The organism is Peribacillus sp. NPDC058002 (assembly GCF_042886655.1).
GTDB classification, from domain to species: Bacteria; Bacillota; Bacilli; order Bacillales; family DSM-1321; genus Peribacillus; species Peribacillus aracenensis.
The window spans coordinates 1-15,967 of record NZ_JBHVQU010000040.1 but is presented as its reverse complement, the minus strand read 5'-3'; the positions used below and the strand labels follow the sequence as shown (position 1 = coordinate 15,967).

Annotated in this window: 13 protein-coding genes; 1 reads left to right on the top strand and 12 read right to left on the bottom strand. The window is 42.3% G+C overall.

The genetic code is table 11. The annotated features are described in order from the left end of the window. Positions 1-15: 15 nt before the first annotated feature. The 5 genes from clpB to ACFVSH_RS10160 all read right to left on the bottom strand — a co-directional run bounded on the left by clpB (position 16) and on the right by ACFVSH_RS10160 (position 6,741). Complete coding sequence (gene clpB / locus ACFVSH_RS10180) at positions 16-2,604, bottom strand: ATP-dependent chaperone ClpB (RefSeq protein ID WP_387596263.1); 2,589 nt, start codon at positions 2,602-2,604, stop codon at positions 16-18. A gap of 227 nt (positions 2,605-2,831) precedes the next feature. Further along, positions 2,832-4,031 carry an FAD-dependent monooxygenase gene (locus ACFVSH_RS10175; RefSeq protein ID WP_387705831.1) on the bottom strand — a complete coding sequence of 400 codons (1,200 nt, stop codon included), beginning with the start codon at positions 4,029-4,031 and terminating at the stop codon, positions 2,832-2,834. A 126-nt stretch (positions 4,032-4,157) separates the two neighbouring features. Further along, positions 4,158-5,270, bottom strand: coding sequence for a cupin domain-containing protein (locus tag ACFVSH_RS10170; protein WP_387596269.1), 1,113 nt, complete (start codon positions 5,268-5,270; stop codon positions 4,158-4,160). A gap of 30 nt (positions 5,271-5,300) precedes the next feature. Beyond that, the gene (locus ACFVSH_RS10165; protein WP_387705829.1) at positions 5,301-5,792 is read right to left on the bottom strand and encodes a DinB family protein; all 492 of its coding nucleotides are present in this window, start codon (positions 5,790-5,792) and stop codon (positions 5,301-5,303) included. A 1-nt stretch (position 5,793) separates the two neighbouring features. Continuing rightward, the gene (locus tag ACFVSH_RS10160) at positions 5,794-6,741 is read right to left on the bottom strand and encodes a fumarylacetoacetate hydrolase family protein (protein WP_387596275.1); all 948 of its coding nucleotides are present in this window, start codon (positions 6,739-6,741) and stop codon (positions 5,794-5,796) included. Positions 6,742-7,154: 413 nt separating this feature from the next. Here ACFVSH_RS10160 and ACFVSH_RS10155 point away from each other — a divergent pair, with 413 nt between their 5' ends. Further along, a complete protein-coding gene (locus tag ACFVSH_RS10155) occupies positions 7,155-7,913 on the top strand; it encodes an IclR family transcriptional regulator (RefSeq protein ID WP_260283990.1) in 759 nt (252 codons plus the stop codon). A gap of 52 nt (positions 7,914-7,965) precedes the next feature. Here ACFVSH_RS10155 and ACFVSH_RS10150 read toward each other — a convergent pair whose 3' ends face one another. The 7 genes from ACFVSH_RS10150 to ACFVSH_RS10120 all read right to left on the bottom strand — a co-directional run. Further along, positions 7,966-8,145 (bottom strand): YjzC family protein, encoded by a 180-nt coding sequence (locus tag ACFVSH_RS10150; RefSeq protein WP_034314546.1) that lies wholly within the window; start codon positions 8,143-8,145, stop codon positions 7,966-7,968. Between the two features lie 133 nt (positions 8,146-8,278). Continuing rightward, positions 8,279-9,238: an ornithine carbamoyltransferase gene (argF, locus tag ACFVSH_RS10145; RefSeq protein WP_387596280.1), complete on the bottom strand. Its 960-nt coding sequence runs from the start codon at positions 9,236-9,238 to the stop codon at positions 8,279-8,281. Beyond that, a complete protein-coding gene (locus ACFVSH_RS10140; protein WP_387705828.1) occupies positions 9,235-12,354 on the bottom strand; it encodes a carbamoyl-phosphate synthase (glutamine-hydrolyzing) large subunit in 3,120 nt (1,039 codons plus the stop codon). Before ACFVSH_RS10140 ends, argF begins: the two co-directional genes overlap by 4 nt. After that, complete coding sequence (locus tag ACFVSH_RS10135; protein ID WP_387705826.1) at positions 12,347-13,429, bottom strand: carbamoyl phosphate synthase small subunit; 1,083 nt, start codon at positions 13,427-13,429, stop codon at positions 12,347-12,349. Before ACFVSH_RS10135 ends, ACFVSH_RS10140 begins: the two co-directional genes overlap by 8 nt. An 81-nt stretch (positions 13,430-13,510) precedes the next feature. Then, positions 13,511-14,662 (bottom strand): acetylornithine transaminase, encoded by a 1,152-nt coding sequence (locus ACFVSH_RS10130; RefSeq protein WP_387596289.1) that lies wholly within the window; start codon positions 14,660-14,662, stop codon positions 13,511-13,513. Further along, entirely contained in the window at positions 14,659-15,432 is a 774-nt protein-coding gene (gene argB, locus ACFVSH_RS10125) for an acetylglutamate kinase (RefSeq protein WP_387705824.1), read from the bottom strand. The genes ACFVSH_RS10130 and argB overlap by 4 nt, the downstream gene beginning before the upstream one ends. 12 nt (positions 15,433-15,444) lie before the next feature. Beyond that, the coding region (locus ACFVSH_RS10120) for a bifunctional ornithine acetyltransferase/N-acetylglutamate synthase (protein ID WP_387705822.1) at positions 15,445-15,967 on the bottom strand (523 nt) is incomplete at its 5' end.

Below are 15,967 nucleotides of genomic sequence, written 5' to 3'. Positions count from 1 at the left end.
TACATTTCATCGTTTTTATATAAGGACCAATTCATCATGATCATGATCAATCGTGATTCCTTCTTTAAGCTCAACATTACCAGCTATGATTTTACGGGCGATTTTCGTTTCCAGATGCTTTTGGATGAACCGCTTCAGCGGTCTTGCTCCATATACTGGGTCATATCCCTGGTCCGCAATGAATTCCTTTGCCGCTTCTGTGACGTTCAGGACTATATTTTGTTCAGTTAACCTTACCTGTAATTGATGAACCATTTTATCCACGATTTCAACGATTTCTTGTTTCGTCAGAGGTTTGAATAAAACAATGTCATCAACGCGATTTAAAAATTCGGGACGGAAATGGCCTCTTAATTCTTTAAAGACCTGATCTTTTATTTCTTCTTCAATGCCACCATCCTCCCGGTTGGACTGCAATAAGAAATGGGAACCGATATTGGAAGTCATGATGATCACCGTATTTTTACAGTTGATTGTTCTGCCTTGGGAGTCTGTTATCCTTCCATCATCCAACATCTGCAGCAAAATATTGAAGACTTCCGGATGTGCCTTTTCAATTTCATCTAATAATATGACTGAGTATGGGTTTCTCCTGACAGCCTCAGTAAGTTGGCCCCCTTCCTCAAATCCAACATATCCAGGAGGTGCACCAACAAGGCGGGACACGGAATGTTTCTCCATATATTCCGACATATCGATTCGAATCATATGTTCCTCACTATCGAATAACGTTTCTGCCAAAGCTTTTACCAATTCGGTTTTACCGACACCAGTCGGCCCAAGAAAAATGAATGAACCGATTGGTCTATTTGGATCTTTAATTCCCGCCCTTGCTCTTAAAACGGCATCGGATACGAGTTCCACCGCTTCTCCTTGACCTATTACGCGTTCATGCAGGATATCAGATAGGCGAAGCAGCTTCTCCCTTTCGCTTTCCACTAACTTGCTTATCGGAATCCCGGTCCACCTTGCAACAATCGAGGCAATTTCCTCCTCCGTTACTTCCTGGCGAAGCAATCGTGATTCCTGTTTTTCCTTTTCCAATTCGTCTTCCATGGTTTCCAATTCTTTTTGAAGCTGCGGAATCCTTCCATGCCGAAGTTCAGCTGCCCGGTTAAGGTCATAGTCATTCTCTGCCTGTTCCAGTTCATGACGCAGTTTCTCAAGCTCTTCACGTTTATCCTGCACCTTCTGAAGTGCTGATTTCTCCATTTGCCATTTTGATTTCATGCTATTCGCTTGATCCTGAAGTTCTGATAGTTCTTTTTGAAGTACTTCCAGCCTTGCCTTGCTTTGAGGGTCCTCCTCATTTTTCAGGGCCGCTTCTTCAATTTCAAGTTGCATGACTTTTCTCGTGATTTCATCCAGCTCGGATGGCATTGAATCGATTTCCATTCGGATCATCGCACATGCTTCATCCACAAGATCTATCGCTTTATCCGGTAAAAACCGCTCCGTTATATATCGGTTCGAAAGGACAGAAGCCGCAACGATTGCCCGATCATGTATCCTGACGCCATGGTGAATTTCAAACCGTTCCTTTAATCCCCGCAAAATTGAAATCGTATCTTCCACATCCGGTTCAGGAACCAGAACCTGTTGGAAACGGCGTTCCAGAGCCGGGTCCTTTTCAATATATTGCCGATATTCATCAAGAGTCGTTGCACCGATACAATGCAGCTCACCGCGCGCAAGCATCGGCTTTAACATATTTCCGGCATCAAGTGCGCCATCCGTTCTTCCTGCACCGACAATTGTGTGTAATTCATCAATGAATAAAAGAATTTTACCGTCACTCTTCTTGATCTCGCTCAACACCGCTTTTAGCCGTTCCTCAAACTCACCGCGGAATTTGGCCCCTGCGACAAGTGCACTCATATCTAGTGAAAAAACGGTCTTATCCTTTAAACCTTCCGGCACATCCTTCCTGACGATCCTTTGTGCCAACCCCTCGACAATTGCTGTTTTACCTACTCCAGGTTCTCCTATTAATACAGGATTATTTTTCGTTTTACGTGAAAGGATCCGGATGACGTTACGGATTTCCGTATCTCGGCCGATTACTGGATCTACCTTCCCCGACTTAACCTCAGCAACGAGATCTCTGCCGTATTTTTTCAGTACTTCATAAGTGCTTTCAGGATTTTGACTAGTCACTCGCTGATTCCCCCTTATATCGTTTATAACCCGTTTTGCTTTGTCATAATCAATTCCATATGATGAAAAAAGCCTGTTTACATTCGTTTTATTGACCTGCAACGACGCAAGCAGTATATGTTCGACAGATAAATATTCATCCTCCCACATTTGCATTTCCTTTTCGGCAGCCGTCAAAATTTGCTGTAGGGAGGTTGACATGTAAACCTGGGAAACACTCCCGCTCACTTCCGGTAATCGATCCAGTTCCTTATTTAGCTCTATATCAAATAGATTCATCGGTTGACCAGATTCCGATAGAATCCTGATTAATAAACTTTCATCCTGTTCCATTAAGGCCTTTAATAAATGCAGCTCCGTCAACTCGGGATTCCCTCTATCTTTGGCTAGTTCCTGGCCGCCAATGAACGCCTGTTGGGTTCTCTCCGTCATATTGTTAATATCCATTTTTATAAACCTCCCATTCATCTATATCATGAACGAATCACCACTCGGTTTGACCAACTTTGACCTTTATATTTTCATTATACTTCTAATTTTCCCCATGTAAAGGAAAGTTATAAAAAAGGCAGGAGGTATGGAGGATTAACGGAAAAAACCTTTCTTCAAATTGAAGAAAGGCAGACCTATTTGTAAAATGTATAAACTCCCTGATTTGGATGTAACAAAATGGCTTATGCTTTTACGGCCGTTTTATTATAACCATGGAATTCATCGACGAATTGGAAATCTTTATCCGTGCGTCCTGCAAGGATCGTATCTCTGAGCAGGATGCCTGCATCGGTCGTATTGTGGATGATTTCCCCCCACATTCTTGCACTCGTTTGAACATTAGCTGTACGTGGAATACGTTCCTCTTGATATTCCAAAAATGCCCGTTCAATGTCATTCCCATGCATATGAAGCATATCTGACAAATAAGCTGCATCTTCTAAAGCCTGGCAAGCCCCTTGTGCCAAGTATTGAAGCATCGGATGTGCCGCATCGCCCGTAAGCGTAACCCTTCCTTTAGTCCAATTATCAATTGGTAACCGGTCATACATCGGCCAGCGGCGTTGCCTTTGAATGAATGAAATCGCATTCTGAACAAGCTCACATGTTCCGGCAAATACACTGTCCATTTCTTCCGGGGTTCCCCATTGATCAGTTTTTTCATTTTCTTCCGTGTATTGAGAACTTTTGAACACCACTACTTGGTTGTAAAGTTCCCCCCTTCTAACCGGGTATTGAACAAGATGAAGGTTTGGCCCAATCCACATATATACATCATCTAAATCTCCATGGCTTGTAACCTCTTCCATCGGAATCGCTCCCCTGTATGCAACATATTGAGAGCAGATCGGTTGATCTTCCACAAAAAGTTTCCGTGCCCTGGACCATAATCCATCGGCTCCAATGACAGCAGTTCCTGAATGTTTAGACCCGTTAGAAGCAGTAACCGTAACTTCACCTTCATTTTCTACTGTTTCAATAATGGTTTGGTTCGTAACAAGTTCAATATACGGGTTATTTTCACAAGCTTCAGCCAGTACTTTATGCAAATCGGAACGATGCAAGACAACATACGGCGCTCCATATCTTTCTTTATAAACATCACCTAAATCCAAAGCGGAAAGCTCTTTGCCGGAAAAGGCATCCATCAGCACCAACCTTTTTGGAAATACTGCAATTTCATTGATTTTATCCATGACGCCTAAACGCTGCAATACATTGGTGGCATTTGCTGCAAGCTGAATCCCTGCACCAATTTCCCCAAATTCAGGAGCTTGTTCAAGGACCTTTACACACTGTTTAGTTTCTGCGATTCCTAAAGCAGTTGCCAATCCGCCAATTCCCCCACCGATAACTATGAATGGTTTTTTTTCTGTGCTCATCATCAATTCCCCCTATATTAGTTGCTGTTAGCCAATGTTGCGGACCAATGCCACAGTAAGCGTTTTCATTCGGCTGGCATTCCATATAATCATAAGGAGCAAGCTGAAGTTCCAAACAGATTACTTTTAAACCAAAACAGGCTTGAATTCACTTTCAACCTTTTGGTAACCATTGTTTGCGTCTAATGCCTGTTGCTGTTCCAAATCGAATCTCTCCATTATTGGTAGGTCGTTTACCGAGAATAAGTAAGAATCCGCTTCTGCAACGTGCTCATGCCATGCCCAATTCGGAACGACGAAATAATCTCCCTTGGTCCAATCAAAACGCACTCCATTAATAACTGTATAGCCTGATCCTTGGTGCACTTGATAAATTGTGGAATGGGTATGGCGATGTGCCTTTGTATGGAAACCCTTAGGAAGTTTCTGCATCCATGCCCCCATCGTCGGATTGGCAGTTTGGCCATTTGATGGATTGATATATTCCACGGCGAAACCTTCATATGGGTCCGGCTCGAAATTCATTAATCCTTCTATCGCTGCTTTTGTGCCTTTCCACTTGTAATTGGCAAGCGGTGCCACTTGTGAATAACGGTCGGATACTGGACGGACCATTCCGCCTTGATAACGGAGCTCTGAAAAATTATCCGGACGTTTAGGCGTTTCAATCCGATCTGGATATGGTTCAAAGAAAGTGCCACCTATGGAATAGATGGTTGGGATATCAAGGGCATCCATCCAAATCATTGGTTTTTCGCCAACATGTCCATGACCATGCCATAGGTTTTTAGGCGTGATCAAGAAATCTCCTTCTTCCATGAATATCCTTTCTCCCTGCACGATGGAGTAGGCACCTTCACCATTCGTAATGAAACGAAGTGCACTTTGGGAGTGACGGTGAGAAGGTGCCACTTCACCTGGCAATAATAGCTGAACTGCTGCATAAAGCGTTTGTGTCGTCGAAGCCCATCCCCAAGGCTGGCGATAAGTGAGGCCAGGGTTTTGAAAATAAATGGCCCTGCGCTCCCCTCCCCGGTCAGGTGTGAAGATTTCAGCCGCCTCCATCAACTTTTTTGTCAAAAGCTCTTCTTTCCATAAATAAGCATGTGCATGAGGTTTAGGTTCATGGTCCATCAAAGCGGGAATGGCTTCCCACAGTGGCCCAAGGTTATACTGCTGTATATCCTTTGTAAAATCTTTTACGATTGAACTGTCCATGTATTCTGATTTTTCAGCCATATTTATCCCTGCTTTCTTTTTTATCTTTCCTCACTGGATTTTAGAAAGATTTCGCTTAATTTGATCATAGTGTCCTGAAACATGCTCATCGATGAAGTGATCGACAATATAAGAAACTGGTTTGTTTCCGAATTTAGCGAAATTCCGGTGTGGCGATTCTTTGGATAGTGTTTCTTCATCAAGATCCCCGAGACTGCTCTCCACTTTATATTTAAGCTCCTCCACTTGCTTCATGACATCATCAACAGCGATTTTGTCAATATCGGTAACTGCTGCCAATCGGGCTGGATCTTGCAATCCACGCCCCCATTTGGCTCCAGGCATCGCTATTACAGTTTCCACTTCACCTAACCAATAAGGAATGGCCTCAGCTAAATGGGAAAGTATCTGCATGATTGACCATTCATCATCTGCCGGCTTAAATCTGATCGTTTCTTCCGGTAGGTATGTCACTGTCTCAAGAATGTGGTCGATTGATTGTTGAACCGATTGAATTGATGTCCCGATTTCCTGATAAGCCATTTTATTTTCCCTCCCCGACACGTCGCACACGGTTTTCAAGATAACCTATTTTGTCGATTTCGATTTTGACAACATCACCATCTTTTAAGAACACTTGTGGGTCACGGGCTACTCCTACCCCACCAGGTGTTCCTGTGAGTACGATGTCACCTGGTTCAAGAGTCATTAAATTCGATAAAAATTCAACTAAATACTTCACATCGAATACGAAGTTGGCTGTATTAGTTTTTTGGCGTTCTTCACCATTTACCGTTAATCGGACATTTAAGCCAGATGGATCGGATAGTTCATCGGAAGTGACTAACCAAGGCCCCATCGGAGCACTTCCTTCAACCGTTTTCCCTTGAAGCCACTCAAGTGTACGCCGTTGGATATCGCGGTACGTTACATCATTCGCAATTGTATAACCAGCCACATAATCAAGAGCATCTTCTTTCGATACATTACGTGCCCTTTGTCCGACTACAAAAGCGAATTCCGCTTCATAATCCAGTTGTTCAGAGATTGGGAAGAACGGTATATCATCCTGGGGACCAATTACTGTATTGGCGAACTTTGCGAATACCACAGGAAACGGCGGCAGTTCACGACCCATTTCAGCAATGTGCTCACGGTAGTTATGTCCTACACAAATAATTTTGCCTGGCTTTTGGACAGGTGCCTCAAGCTTTATATTTTCAATTTCATGCACCAATTTATGTCTGAAGGAATCACGATTGTTCAATGCGTAATCCGCTGCCTTTTTCGCGATGGAAAGGCTTTCATTCCCTCCCTGTAAAAACGCCTCCATTGTTGCAGGGACATACGCTTCAGCGATTTGTTCACTGCGAAGCTTCCCTTCGCTTTCAAGTAGAGCTTGATAGGCATAGTTCAAGTCAACTATTACATTATTCGGGTAAATTGCACCAATACGTTTAAATCCTTGACTGCTGAATGTTACTAGTTTCATATTTCATTCTCCTTTATTTCATCTAGATTTTTTTAAAAACCAATCTTTGATGCCACTATCCTAATTCTGCTGGATTCACTTCACAAACTATCCTATTCTGCTGGATTCACTTCACAAACCAGCATTTGGATGGCTATACACTCATCACTTTCACTTATAGATAACTTTGTTCACTATTTATATAAATAGTAACTTAATTTTCGGAATATTGTCAAGGAAGTATTGCGAATTTTTGTGCAAAAGTTATCATCTAACCATTATGAGTACTTCGGGATCAGCTGAATTTTTTTATTTAAAAGGAAAGTATATTGATAGCTTCAAGCAGACGGCGGTTTTTCGTGTTAAATTCCATTTATATTTTACAGATTCTGATATACTAGACCTAAATTAAAACAGATTAGGGAGATTGACTTATGGAAATCGTAAAATCCGGTTCGACGATTCAATCATTACAAATAGGGATGAGCATCATAGATTTACTTGCTTCCCAAAGGACTCCTTTAAGATTCTCTGATATTCAAGAATTAACGGAAATAACGAAAAGTAACCTCTATAAGTATTTGAATACTTTGACTCAGCTTGAGTTGCTATATCGCGATAAGACAACCGGTATGTATCACCTTGGGAGCAAACTGATTCAATACGGCATGGCAGCAATAGGAAATGAGGATGTCACGAGCAGAATAACTCCTTACTTACAGGAAATCAGTCACCATACTTCTTGCACAGTCCTTTTTTCCGTTTGGACATACGATGGACCAATCACGGCGAAAATTTGGAATTCCAACCAAAACTTAAACATCGGGGCACAGTTAGGTACACGTCTTCCCCCATCATCCTCATCCGGAAAGGTATTCACTGTTTTTCAGGATCCTTCCTTGACAGCCGAATGGATTGAAAAAGATCGTAATGTTACAGGCTCTTTCCTTAAAGAAACGGATGAATATCATGAAATTCGGAAATACAAAATAGCTTTTGCCAAAGAGCCTCTTGTACCTTCTGTTTCCTCCATGTCCATTCCGGTTTTTAATTATAATTCAGAATTGTTGGGAGCGATCACTGCCGTTGGGTTCACCGAAAGCATTCCAGATCATTATGAAGATCCCTTAAGCGACTATTTAAGAAAGAGCTGTTTGGAAATCTCGAAAATATTCGGTTATTCCTTTGAATAGAAAAAGCAGGAAAAAGGATGGCGATCATTCCTTTTTCCTGCTTTTAGATGTTTCATGGCTTCCGCTTATATGTCCAAATCCGGTTATGATTGGATGTTTCAGGAAAAGAATCCCCTGCATCAAGCTTTACCATTTTCGGATTCACTACCGTGCTGCCCGTTTCACCGATTTCTACGTAGGTCCCATTATTAGGTGCCTTCTGACCTGGCTTAAATTGGCGATTTTGCCCCATAGATTTCACCCCTTTTACATGCTTTCCCCGTTATTATTACCAGTATCCTTACATTCATGTCAGAAAAATTAAGAACATACAGGAAAGCGGCTTGAATCAAAAAGTGCCTGCTCAGGGAGCAGGCGTTTTTTTGTTATGACATTAAATCCACCAGAACCGCCTTTTGGGCATGCAGACGATTTCCAGCTTGGTGGAAAACGACGGAATTAGGTCCATCGATGACTTCAGCCGTTACCTCTTCTTCCCTGTGCGCAGGCAGGCAATGCATGAATAAATAATCCTCTTTAGCAAGTTTTACAAGTTCACCATTGATTTGGTAATCTTTAAAAGCTTCTAAGCGGATACTATTCTCGATTTCCTGCCCCATGGAGGTCCATACATCGGAATAGACGATATCCGCATCTTTTATGGCTTCCGATGCTGAGGTTGTCACCACAATTTCACTGCCAGTCTCTTCTGCCACTTTTTGGGCATAGGCGACGACCTTTTCATCAGGTTTGTAGGCCTCAGGACACCCGATGGAAAAATCCATTCCCATTTTTGCACAGCCTACCATCAATGAATTGGCAACATTATTGCCATCACCGATATAACTCATCTTCAAGCCTTTTAGCTGCCCTTTTATCTCGATGATCGTCAAGAAGTCAGCAAGCACCTGACAAGGATGTGCAAGATCTGTTAACCCATTTATGACTGGGATAGATGCATTTTCTGACAATTCCAGAATCTTTTCATGCTCGAAGGTACGAATCATGATGCCATCAATGTATTCAGAAAGGACCTTTGCGGTATCGGAAATGGTTTCACCACGTCCAATTTGCAAGTCATTTCCACTTAGGAACAAAGCGTGACCGCCAAGCTGCATCATGCCTACCTCAAAAGAAACACGGGTACGGGTAGACGATTTTTCAAAGATCATCCCCAGCGTTTTCCCTTTTAAAGGCGTATAATCTTCACCAGCTCGCATTTTGCCTTTAATGGTCTGCGCCAGTTTTAACAAATCTGCAATTGCCGTTGGTGCAGACTCTTTCATGGTCAAAAAATCTTTTCCATTTAAAATCTTCGCTTGTGTCGGTGCAGTCATTGAACTCATACGTGTGACACTCCTTTCGAATATGGTACAAGCCATTCCTGTAGCGAGGTAACCCCTGGATCAGCACTTTCTGCCGATTTTAGATAGGCTTTGAAAGTCTCTTCTTCCGTAAATGCAAGCAGTCGGTATTTCGCTGCAAGTAACCTTAGCTTCTTATCTTCTTCCGTTGTTCCATATGCCAAGACGACCGCCGCATTTCCTTCATTTAACCATTTATCAAATTCTGAATTCCCCAATGTCAAACCTGCTTCTTTGATTTGCACTAACAACTCTTCACTTAATTGGACCGATTCTGATTGATAAACTCCTGTAGTATGTTTAGATTTTTGAGCATGGAATACTTTTGTCAACGCTTCATTTACCGTTTCTCCAATGGCGATTCCTTCACCTGTTGATTTCATTTCCGGACCTACCTTCGAATCAAGTCCGCTTAGTGCAAATGTAGAGAATACCGGATATTTGACGACAGCATATGGAATTTCTTCCATTAAACCCGTTTTATCGAACACATTCGACAATGAATATTTCCCGAGCAATATTTTTGTCGCTATTTGCACCAAGGATACATCGGTCACTTTACTGATGATTGGAATTGTCCGGCTGGCGCGAGGATTCACTTCCAATACATATACACTATTTCCCTCTATCACAAATTGGATGTTCATGAGTCCTTTATATCCAAGTTCCTTGACTAGTTTTTTAGCATAAAGGGTCATTTTATCTTTGATATCATCCGTCAAGGATTGAGCTGGCAATAATGCCATGCTATCCCCTGAATGGACGCCTGCTTTCTCTATATGTTCAGCAATGATGGGAATGTATACATCGTTTCCATCCGCAATCAAATCGATTTCGGCTTCCTTCCCTGGAATATAGGAATCGATCAGCACGGGATATACAAGTGCCGATCCATTTGAGATTCTATTCAATAAGCTTTCCTTGGAGCGGATGATTTCCATTCCCTGGCCGCCAATTACATAGGATGGGCGTAAGAGCACTGGAAAACCGATTGCCTCTGCACTGGCAATTAATTGTCCTTCACCATTAGCCATTGAACCAGGTACATGGGGGATATCAAGTTTTTGAAGAAGCTGATAAAAACGATCACGGTCTTCCAATTGATCAAGTGTATCGAATGTAGTCCCCAACAAATTGACACCGTATTCTTCCAGGCCTTTTGCCAGGTTTATCGCAGTCTGCCCACCGAATTGGACGATAACATCTTCAATATCTTCCGCTTCTATTACATTCAGAACATATTCAAGAATTAAAGGTTCGAAATATAGGCGGTCTGCCGTCGCAAAATCCGTGCTGACCGTTTCCGGGTTATTATTGATCATGATCGTTTCGACATTTTCATCCTGGAGTGCATAAACACCGTGAACCGAACAGTAATCAAATTCTATTCCCTGTCCGATGCGGATCGGGCCGCTGCCAATCATCAACACTTTCTTTTTAGCCGTTTTTTTCTGTTCGTTCTCACCAAAATAGGTGGAATAATGATAGTTCGTATGTGATTCGAACTCGGCTGCACATGTATCAACCGTTTTGTATACAGCAGTTACGCCCAGTGATTTCCGATGTGCTCTCACTTCCATTTCATTTACTTTCCATACAGAAGCAAGATAGCGATCTGAAAAGCCTTTTTCCTTGTAGGATTGAAGTTCTTCCCTTGTTACCAGATCGATTTCCTTAGCTTCGATTTCCAATTCGTTTTGGATCAATGTAGCAAAGGATTTAAGGAAGAAATAATCTATGGCTGTCGCTTCATGGATTTCTTCAATCGTCACGCCTTTTCTAAGCATTTCAAAAATGACAAAGATTCGTTCATCAGATTTTTCGGCAAGCTTTCCCCAAAGTTCAGGAACCGTTTTATTTTTCAGCGATGATAGCTGCAGCCCAATCGTTTTCAATTCCAAAGAATCGACGGCCTTTTGGACTCCCCCCTCAAAGCTGCGGTGTAAAGCCATCACTTCACCAGTCGCCTTCATCTGTGTTCCCAATTTGCGGTTTGCGCTCGTGAATTTATCGAATGGCCACCTCGGGAACTTCACAGCTACATAGTCAAGAGCAGGTTCGAAACTTGAATAAGTGCTTTTCGTTACTGGATTGATGAGCTCCGATAAATTGTAGCCGACAGCGAGCTTGGCAGCTATGCGGGCTATGGGATAACCTGTTGCTTTGGAAGCTAGTGCCGATGAACGGCTCACGCGCGGGTTTACTTCTATTAAATAATATTGCTTGCTATTCGGATCAAGTGCAAATTGAATGTTACAGCCGCCAATGATACCTAAAGCAGAAATGATTTTAATGGAAGCGGCACGCAGCATCTGAAACTCATCGTCCGATAAAGTCTGTGATGGTGCCACGACGATCGAATCACCTGTATGAATCCCAACCGGATCGATATTTTCCATATTACAGATGGTGATGCACGTATTGTTGCCATCTCGCATAACTTCATATTCTACTTCCTTATAACCAGCTATGCTTCTTTCAATCAAGCATTGTGTTATCGGGCTTTCTTGCAGCCCGCCCCGTACAAGTTCCTTAAAGGTGTCAAGTGAATCAGCAATTCCACCGCCAGTTCCGCCAAGTGTATAAGCGGGACGAACGATAATGGGGAAACCGATTTTGTCGGCAAATGCCAACGCTTCTTCAAGTGTATGGACAATTGTACTATCGGGAACAGGTTCACCTATTTCAAACATCAACTCACGGAACAGTTCACGATCCTCCCCTTTTTTGATCGAGTCGATCGGAGTTCCCAATAATTTGACTTTATATTTTTCAAGTACTCCGGCATCATCCAATTGATAAGCAAGATTCAATCCTGTTTGACCGCCTAATGTAGCGAGCAGGCCATCCGGCTTTTCCTTGGAAATGATCTTTTCCAAAACATCAACCGTTAAAGGTTCGAAATAGACAGCATCCGCATTCATATCATCAGTCATGATCGTTGCAGGATTGTTGTTGACCAGTATGACTTTATATCCTTCTTCCTTTAAAGCAAGGCAGGCCTGTGTACCTGCATAATCGAATTCGGCGGCCTGCCCGATGACAATCGGCCCCGAACCAATCACTAAAATGGTCTGTATCGTGTCGTCCTTAGGCATAAGCTTTTTCTCTCCCGCTATAATCATTTATCATTTGTAAAAAATCGTTGAATAGTAATGAACTCTCGATAGGTCCTGGATTTGCCTCTGGGTGGTATTGGGTAGTGAAGATTGGCAAGTCTTCATGCATGAGACCCTCAACCGTGTTATCATTCACGTTTCTGAATCTCACTTGCAGCGATGTTCCTTGTAAGCTCGGTTCATCAACCTCATAACTATGATTCTGCGAACTCATATACACCTTTTTCGTTTTCAAATCGACCACGGGCTGATTCGCACCGCGATGTCCAAACAGCATTTTCTTTGTATTTCCGCCTAGGGCAAGGGCCGTTAATTGATGACCGAGGCAAATGCCCATCGTTGGAAAATTCGTAATGATCTTTTTAATGTTTCCTAAAAGGTATTCAAGCTGTTTTGGATCCCCAGGCCCATTTGAAAGCAAAATTCCATCTGGCTTCAAGTCCTTTATTAGTTCGAATTCAGTATCGAATGGTACGACAGAGACTCGGCAGCCTTGCTCGACCAATGAGTCCAATATGGATTTTTTATAGCCGAAATCCATCATTACCACATGCTTGTCGCCTTCCCCAAAGCACTCGACAACCTTTGTGGATACCTCAGCAACGTGGGCTGATAAACCATTTAGTCCGGGTAAGACAGTGTATTTTTCTTCCGCTGTGATGACTGCCTGCATGGAACCTTCCTGTCTTATATTCTTAACGACCGCTCTTGTGTCAACATGGCTTAAAAGAGGAATGTTCCACTTGTCTAAATATTCACCAAGTGAATATTTAGCTTGATAATGGGAATGGCTCATATTCCCTTCATATACAATCACACCGGCAACATGCGGCTTCTTACTTTCAAAATCATGTTCATTGATTCCATAATTTCCGATCAGTGGGTATGTGAAGATGACAATCTGGTCCTTATATGAAGGATCTGTCAACACTTCTTGATATCCGGTCATTCCTGTGAAAAAGACAATCTCTCCAGTGATTGTTTTTTCAGTCGATTGAGTCAGCAGTTCCCCTTCAAAGACGGAACCATTCTCTAAATATAGATAGCTTTTCATGATTTCCACCTCTTTAGATGATGTATATTTATATATACGATAGCATAATTATTCATTTTGTTCCATAAAAATTCAATAAATTTAGATAGTTTGTTTTATTGCCAATACTTTTTTAATTTTTTTTATCGCCATATCGATCTCCGATTCGGTAACTGTCAGGGATGGGAGTAAACGAATCACTTTAGGACCTGCGCTCAAGACAAGTAAGCCCTCTTCTTGCAGTTCCATTAAAAACACCTGAACATCTTGTTTACATTCAATTCCGACCATCATCCCCAGACCGCGAATCTCTTTCACTTCTTCCATGTCCTTCAATGCTTTTGCCAATTCGCTTTCAAGGTATTCAGCCTTTTTAACGGTTTCTTTTAAAAACCCTGATTGGAAAATTTCCTTTAACACGGCTTCGGCTGCCGAGACACTAACGGGATTACCTCCAAAAGTGGATCCATGACTTCCAGGGTTAAAGAACTCAGATAGCGCTTCCTTCCCAATCATCGCCCCGATTGGCAAGCCATTTCCCAGCCCCTTTGCTGTAGTGATGATGTCCGGTTGGATATTGAAATGCTGGAATGCAAATGGTTTGCCTGTACGTCCTATTCCAGTCTGAATTTCATCTATGATAAGGAGAGCTCCGTGTTTTTGACATTGTTTTTGAATTGTGTCCAGATATGATTGCTGTACAACATGGATGCCGCCTTCTCCTTGAACAATTTCAATCATGACAGCTGCCGTATTTTCATCGATGGCTGCAGTCATGGCGTCATTATCATTAAATGGAACATAGTCGAACGAAGCTAGCATCGGTCCGAAACCAGTCTTGATTTTTTCCTGCCCCGTTGCAGCCATCGTTGCAAACGTACGGCCATGGAAAGACTGCTGACATGTGACAATTTTGCTTTTCCCGGTAGCTTTACGTGCTAGTTTGATAGCTGCCTCATTCGCCTCGGCACCGCTGTTGGCAAAGAACACCTGACTTAAATCAGAGGCATCAGCCAGCATTTTTGCCGTCCGTTCCTGTAGGGAACTTTGAAACATGTTCGATACATGCCAATATTTATTAAGCTGTTCCGTGACGGCCGATTTTACCAACTCATGACAATGTCCAAGATTCAAAACCCCGATTCCGGATGTGAAATCCAGATACTCTTTACCTGCTATACTCGTAATCTTCAATCCTGACGCTGTTGTTGGCTCAATGTTCCACCTTGCATATGTTGGAAATATATTACTCATTGAAATACCCCTTCTTCCTGAAGAAATTTCGTACCGATGAATTGTCCGCCTTGATAAAAATGATCTTTCCCACTAACGATCATCACTTCTTCAATCCCTTTATTCAACACCGACAACGCTGTAGTGACTTTCGGGATCATTCCCCCATGGATGCTTCCATCCTTTATTAAATTCTTCGTTTCCGTTTCTTTCAATCTCTCAATGATCTGCCCATTTTTCAAGACCCCTTTAACATCGGTCACAAATAAACACATATCGGCCGATAGTGCCTTCGCTACAGATCCTGCAGCCATATCCGCATTTACATTTAATTTAGTGCCTTCTTCGGTTGTTGAAATGGGCGTCAATACCGGACAATAACCTTTTTCGAATAGAAGTCCGAATAATTCCGTATTGACTCGTTGTATTTCACCAACAGCTCCAAGTTTCTTTTCATCGATATAATCACCTGTAAGAATTCCACCGTCAGAGCCATTTAAACCAATTGCCTTGATGCCGTGGGATTCCAATTTATGAACGAGGCTGCGGTTCGATTTGCCTGCCAGCATAAGTTCCACAATTCCCAGCACTTCTGTGGTCGTTTTTCTTAATCCATCTTCAAATACTGGATCAATTTCAAATTTTTCAAGCATTGAATTTATATCAGGGCCGCCTCCATGCACAAAGACAATATGGTACCCGCTGTTTTGTAACTCTTTAACACTATTGAAAAATGAATCCGATAACTCATTAATGATGCTGCCGCCGCACTTTATGACTAATATGTCCATACTTTTCACCTCTTAAGAACGATAGCTTCCGTTTATTTTCACATAATCATAGGTTAAATCGCAGCCCCATGCCGTACCTGATTCATTACCATCTTTCAAATAAACATTAATGATGATACATTCATTCTCCAAGTATGCTTTGGCTTCTACCTCAGAAAACATTATCGGCTCTCCATCATTAAGCACGACGATATCACCAAAAACGATCGTTGTTTGATCCGGATTGAATTCCACTCCGCTTCTTCCCATTGCAGCAATGATTCTTCCCCAGTTTGCATCCGCTCCAAAAGCCGCCGTTTTCACTAAATTCGACCCAACGATCGTCTTCGCCATCATCTGTGAATCTGCCTTCGTTGGCATGCCATGAACATTCACTTCTATCAGTTTTGTGGCGCCTTCTCCGTCTTTTGCAATTTGTTTGGCGAGATTTTCGGCAGTTTGTTTTAATAATTCAAGGAAAATGGACCATTCAGGATGGTCAGGTGTCAAAGGTTCATTGTTCGCTTCTCCATTCGCGAGCACTAACACCATATCG

What these genes read in the sequence shown, in the direction of transcription:
- ACFVSH_RS10135 (WP_387705826.1), bottom strand. Translation starts at nt 13,429, where the DNA reads ATGAAAAGCTATCTATATTTAGAGAATGGTTCCGTCTTTGAAGGGGAA.
- ACFVSH_RS10150 (WP_034314546.1), bottom strand. Translation starts at nt 8,145, where the DNA reads ATGGGGCAAAATCGCCAATTTAAGCCAGGTCAGAAGGCACCTAATAAT.
- ACFVSH_RS10160 (WP_387596275.1), bottom strand. Translation starts at nt 6,741, where the DNA reads ATGAAACTAGTAACATTCAGCAGTCAAGGATTTAAACGTATTGGTGCA.
- argB (WP_387705824.1), bottom strand. Translation starts at nt 15,432, where the DNA reads ATGGACATATTAGTCATAAAGTGCGGCGGCAGCATCATTAATGAGTTA.
- argF (WP_387596280.1), bottom strand. Translation starts at nt 9,238, where the DNA reads ATGAGTTCAATGACTGCACCGACACAAGCGAAGATTTTAAATGGAAAA.
- ACFVSH_RS10165 (WP_387705829.1), bottom strand. Translation starts at nt 5,792, where the DNA reads ATGGCTTATCAGGAAATCGGGACATCAATTCAATCGGTTCAACAATCA.
- ACFVSH_RS10170 (WP_387596269.1), bottom strand. Translation starts at nt 5,270, where the DNA reads ATGGCTGAAAAATCAGAATACATGGACAGTTCAATCGTAAAAGATTTT.
- ACFVSH_RS10140 (WP_387705828.1), bottom strand. Translation starts at nt 12,354, where the DNA reads ATGCCTAAGGACGACACGATACAGACCATTTTAGTGATTGGTTCGGGG.
- ACFVSH_RS10130 (WP_387596289.1), bottom strand. Translation starts at nt 14,662, where the DNA reads ATGAGTAATATATTTCCAACATATGCAAGGTGGAACATTGAGCCAACA.
- ACFVSH_RS10155 (WP_260283990.1), top strand. Translation starts at nt 7,155, where the DNA reads ATGGAAATCGTAAAATCCGGTTCGACGATTCAATCATTACAAATAGGG.
- ACFVSH_RS10175 (WP_387705831.1), bottom strand. Translation starts at nt 4,031, where the DNA reads ATGAGCACAGAAAAAAAACCATTCATAGTTATCGGTGGGGGAATTGGC.
- clpB (WP_387596263.1), bottom strand. Translation starts at nt 2,604, where the DNA reads ATGGATATTAACAATATGACGGAGAGAACCCAACAGGCGTTCATTGGC.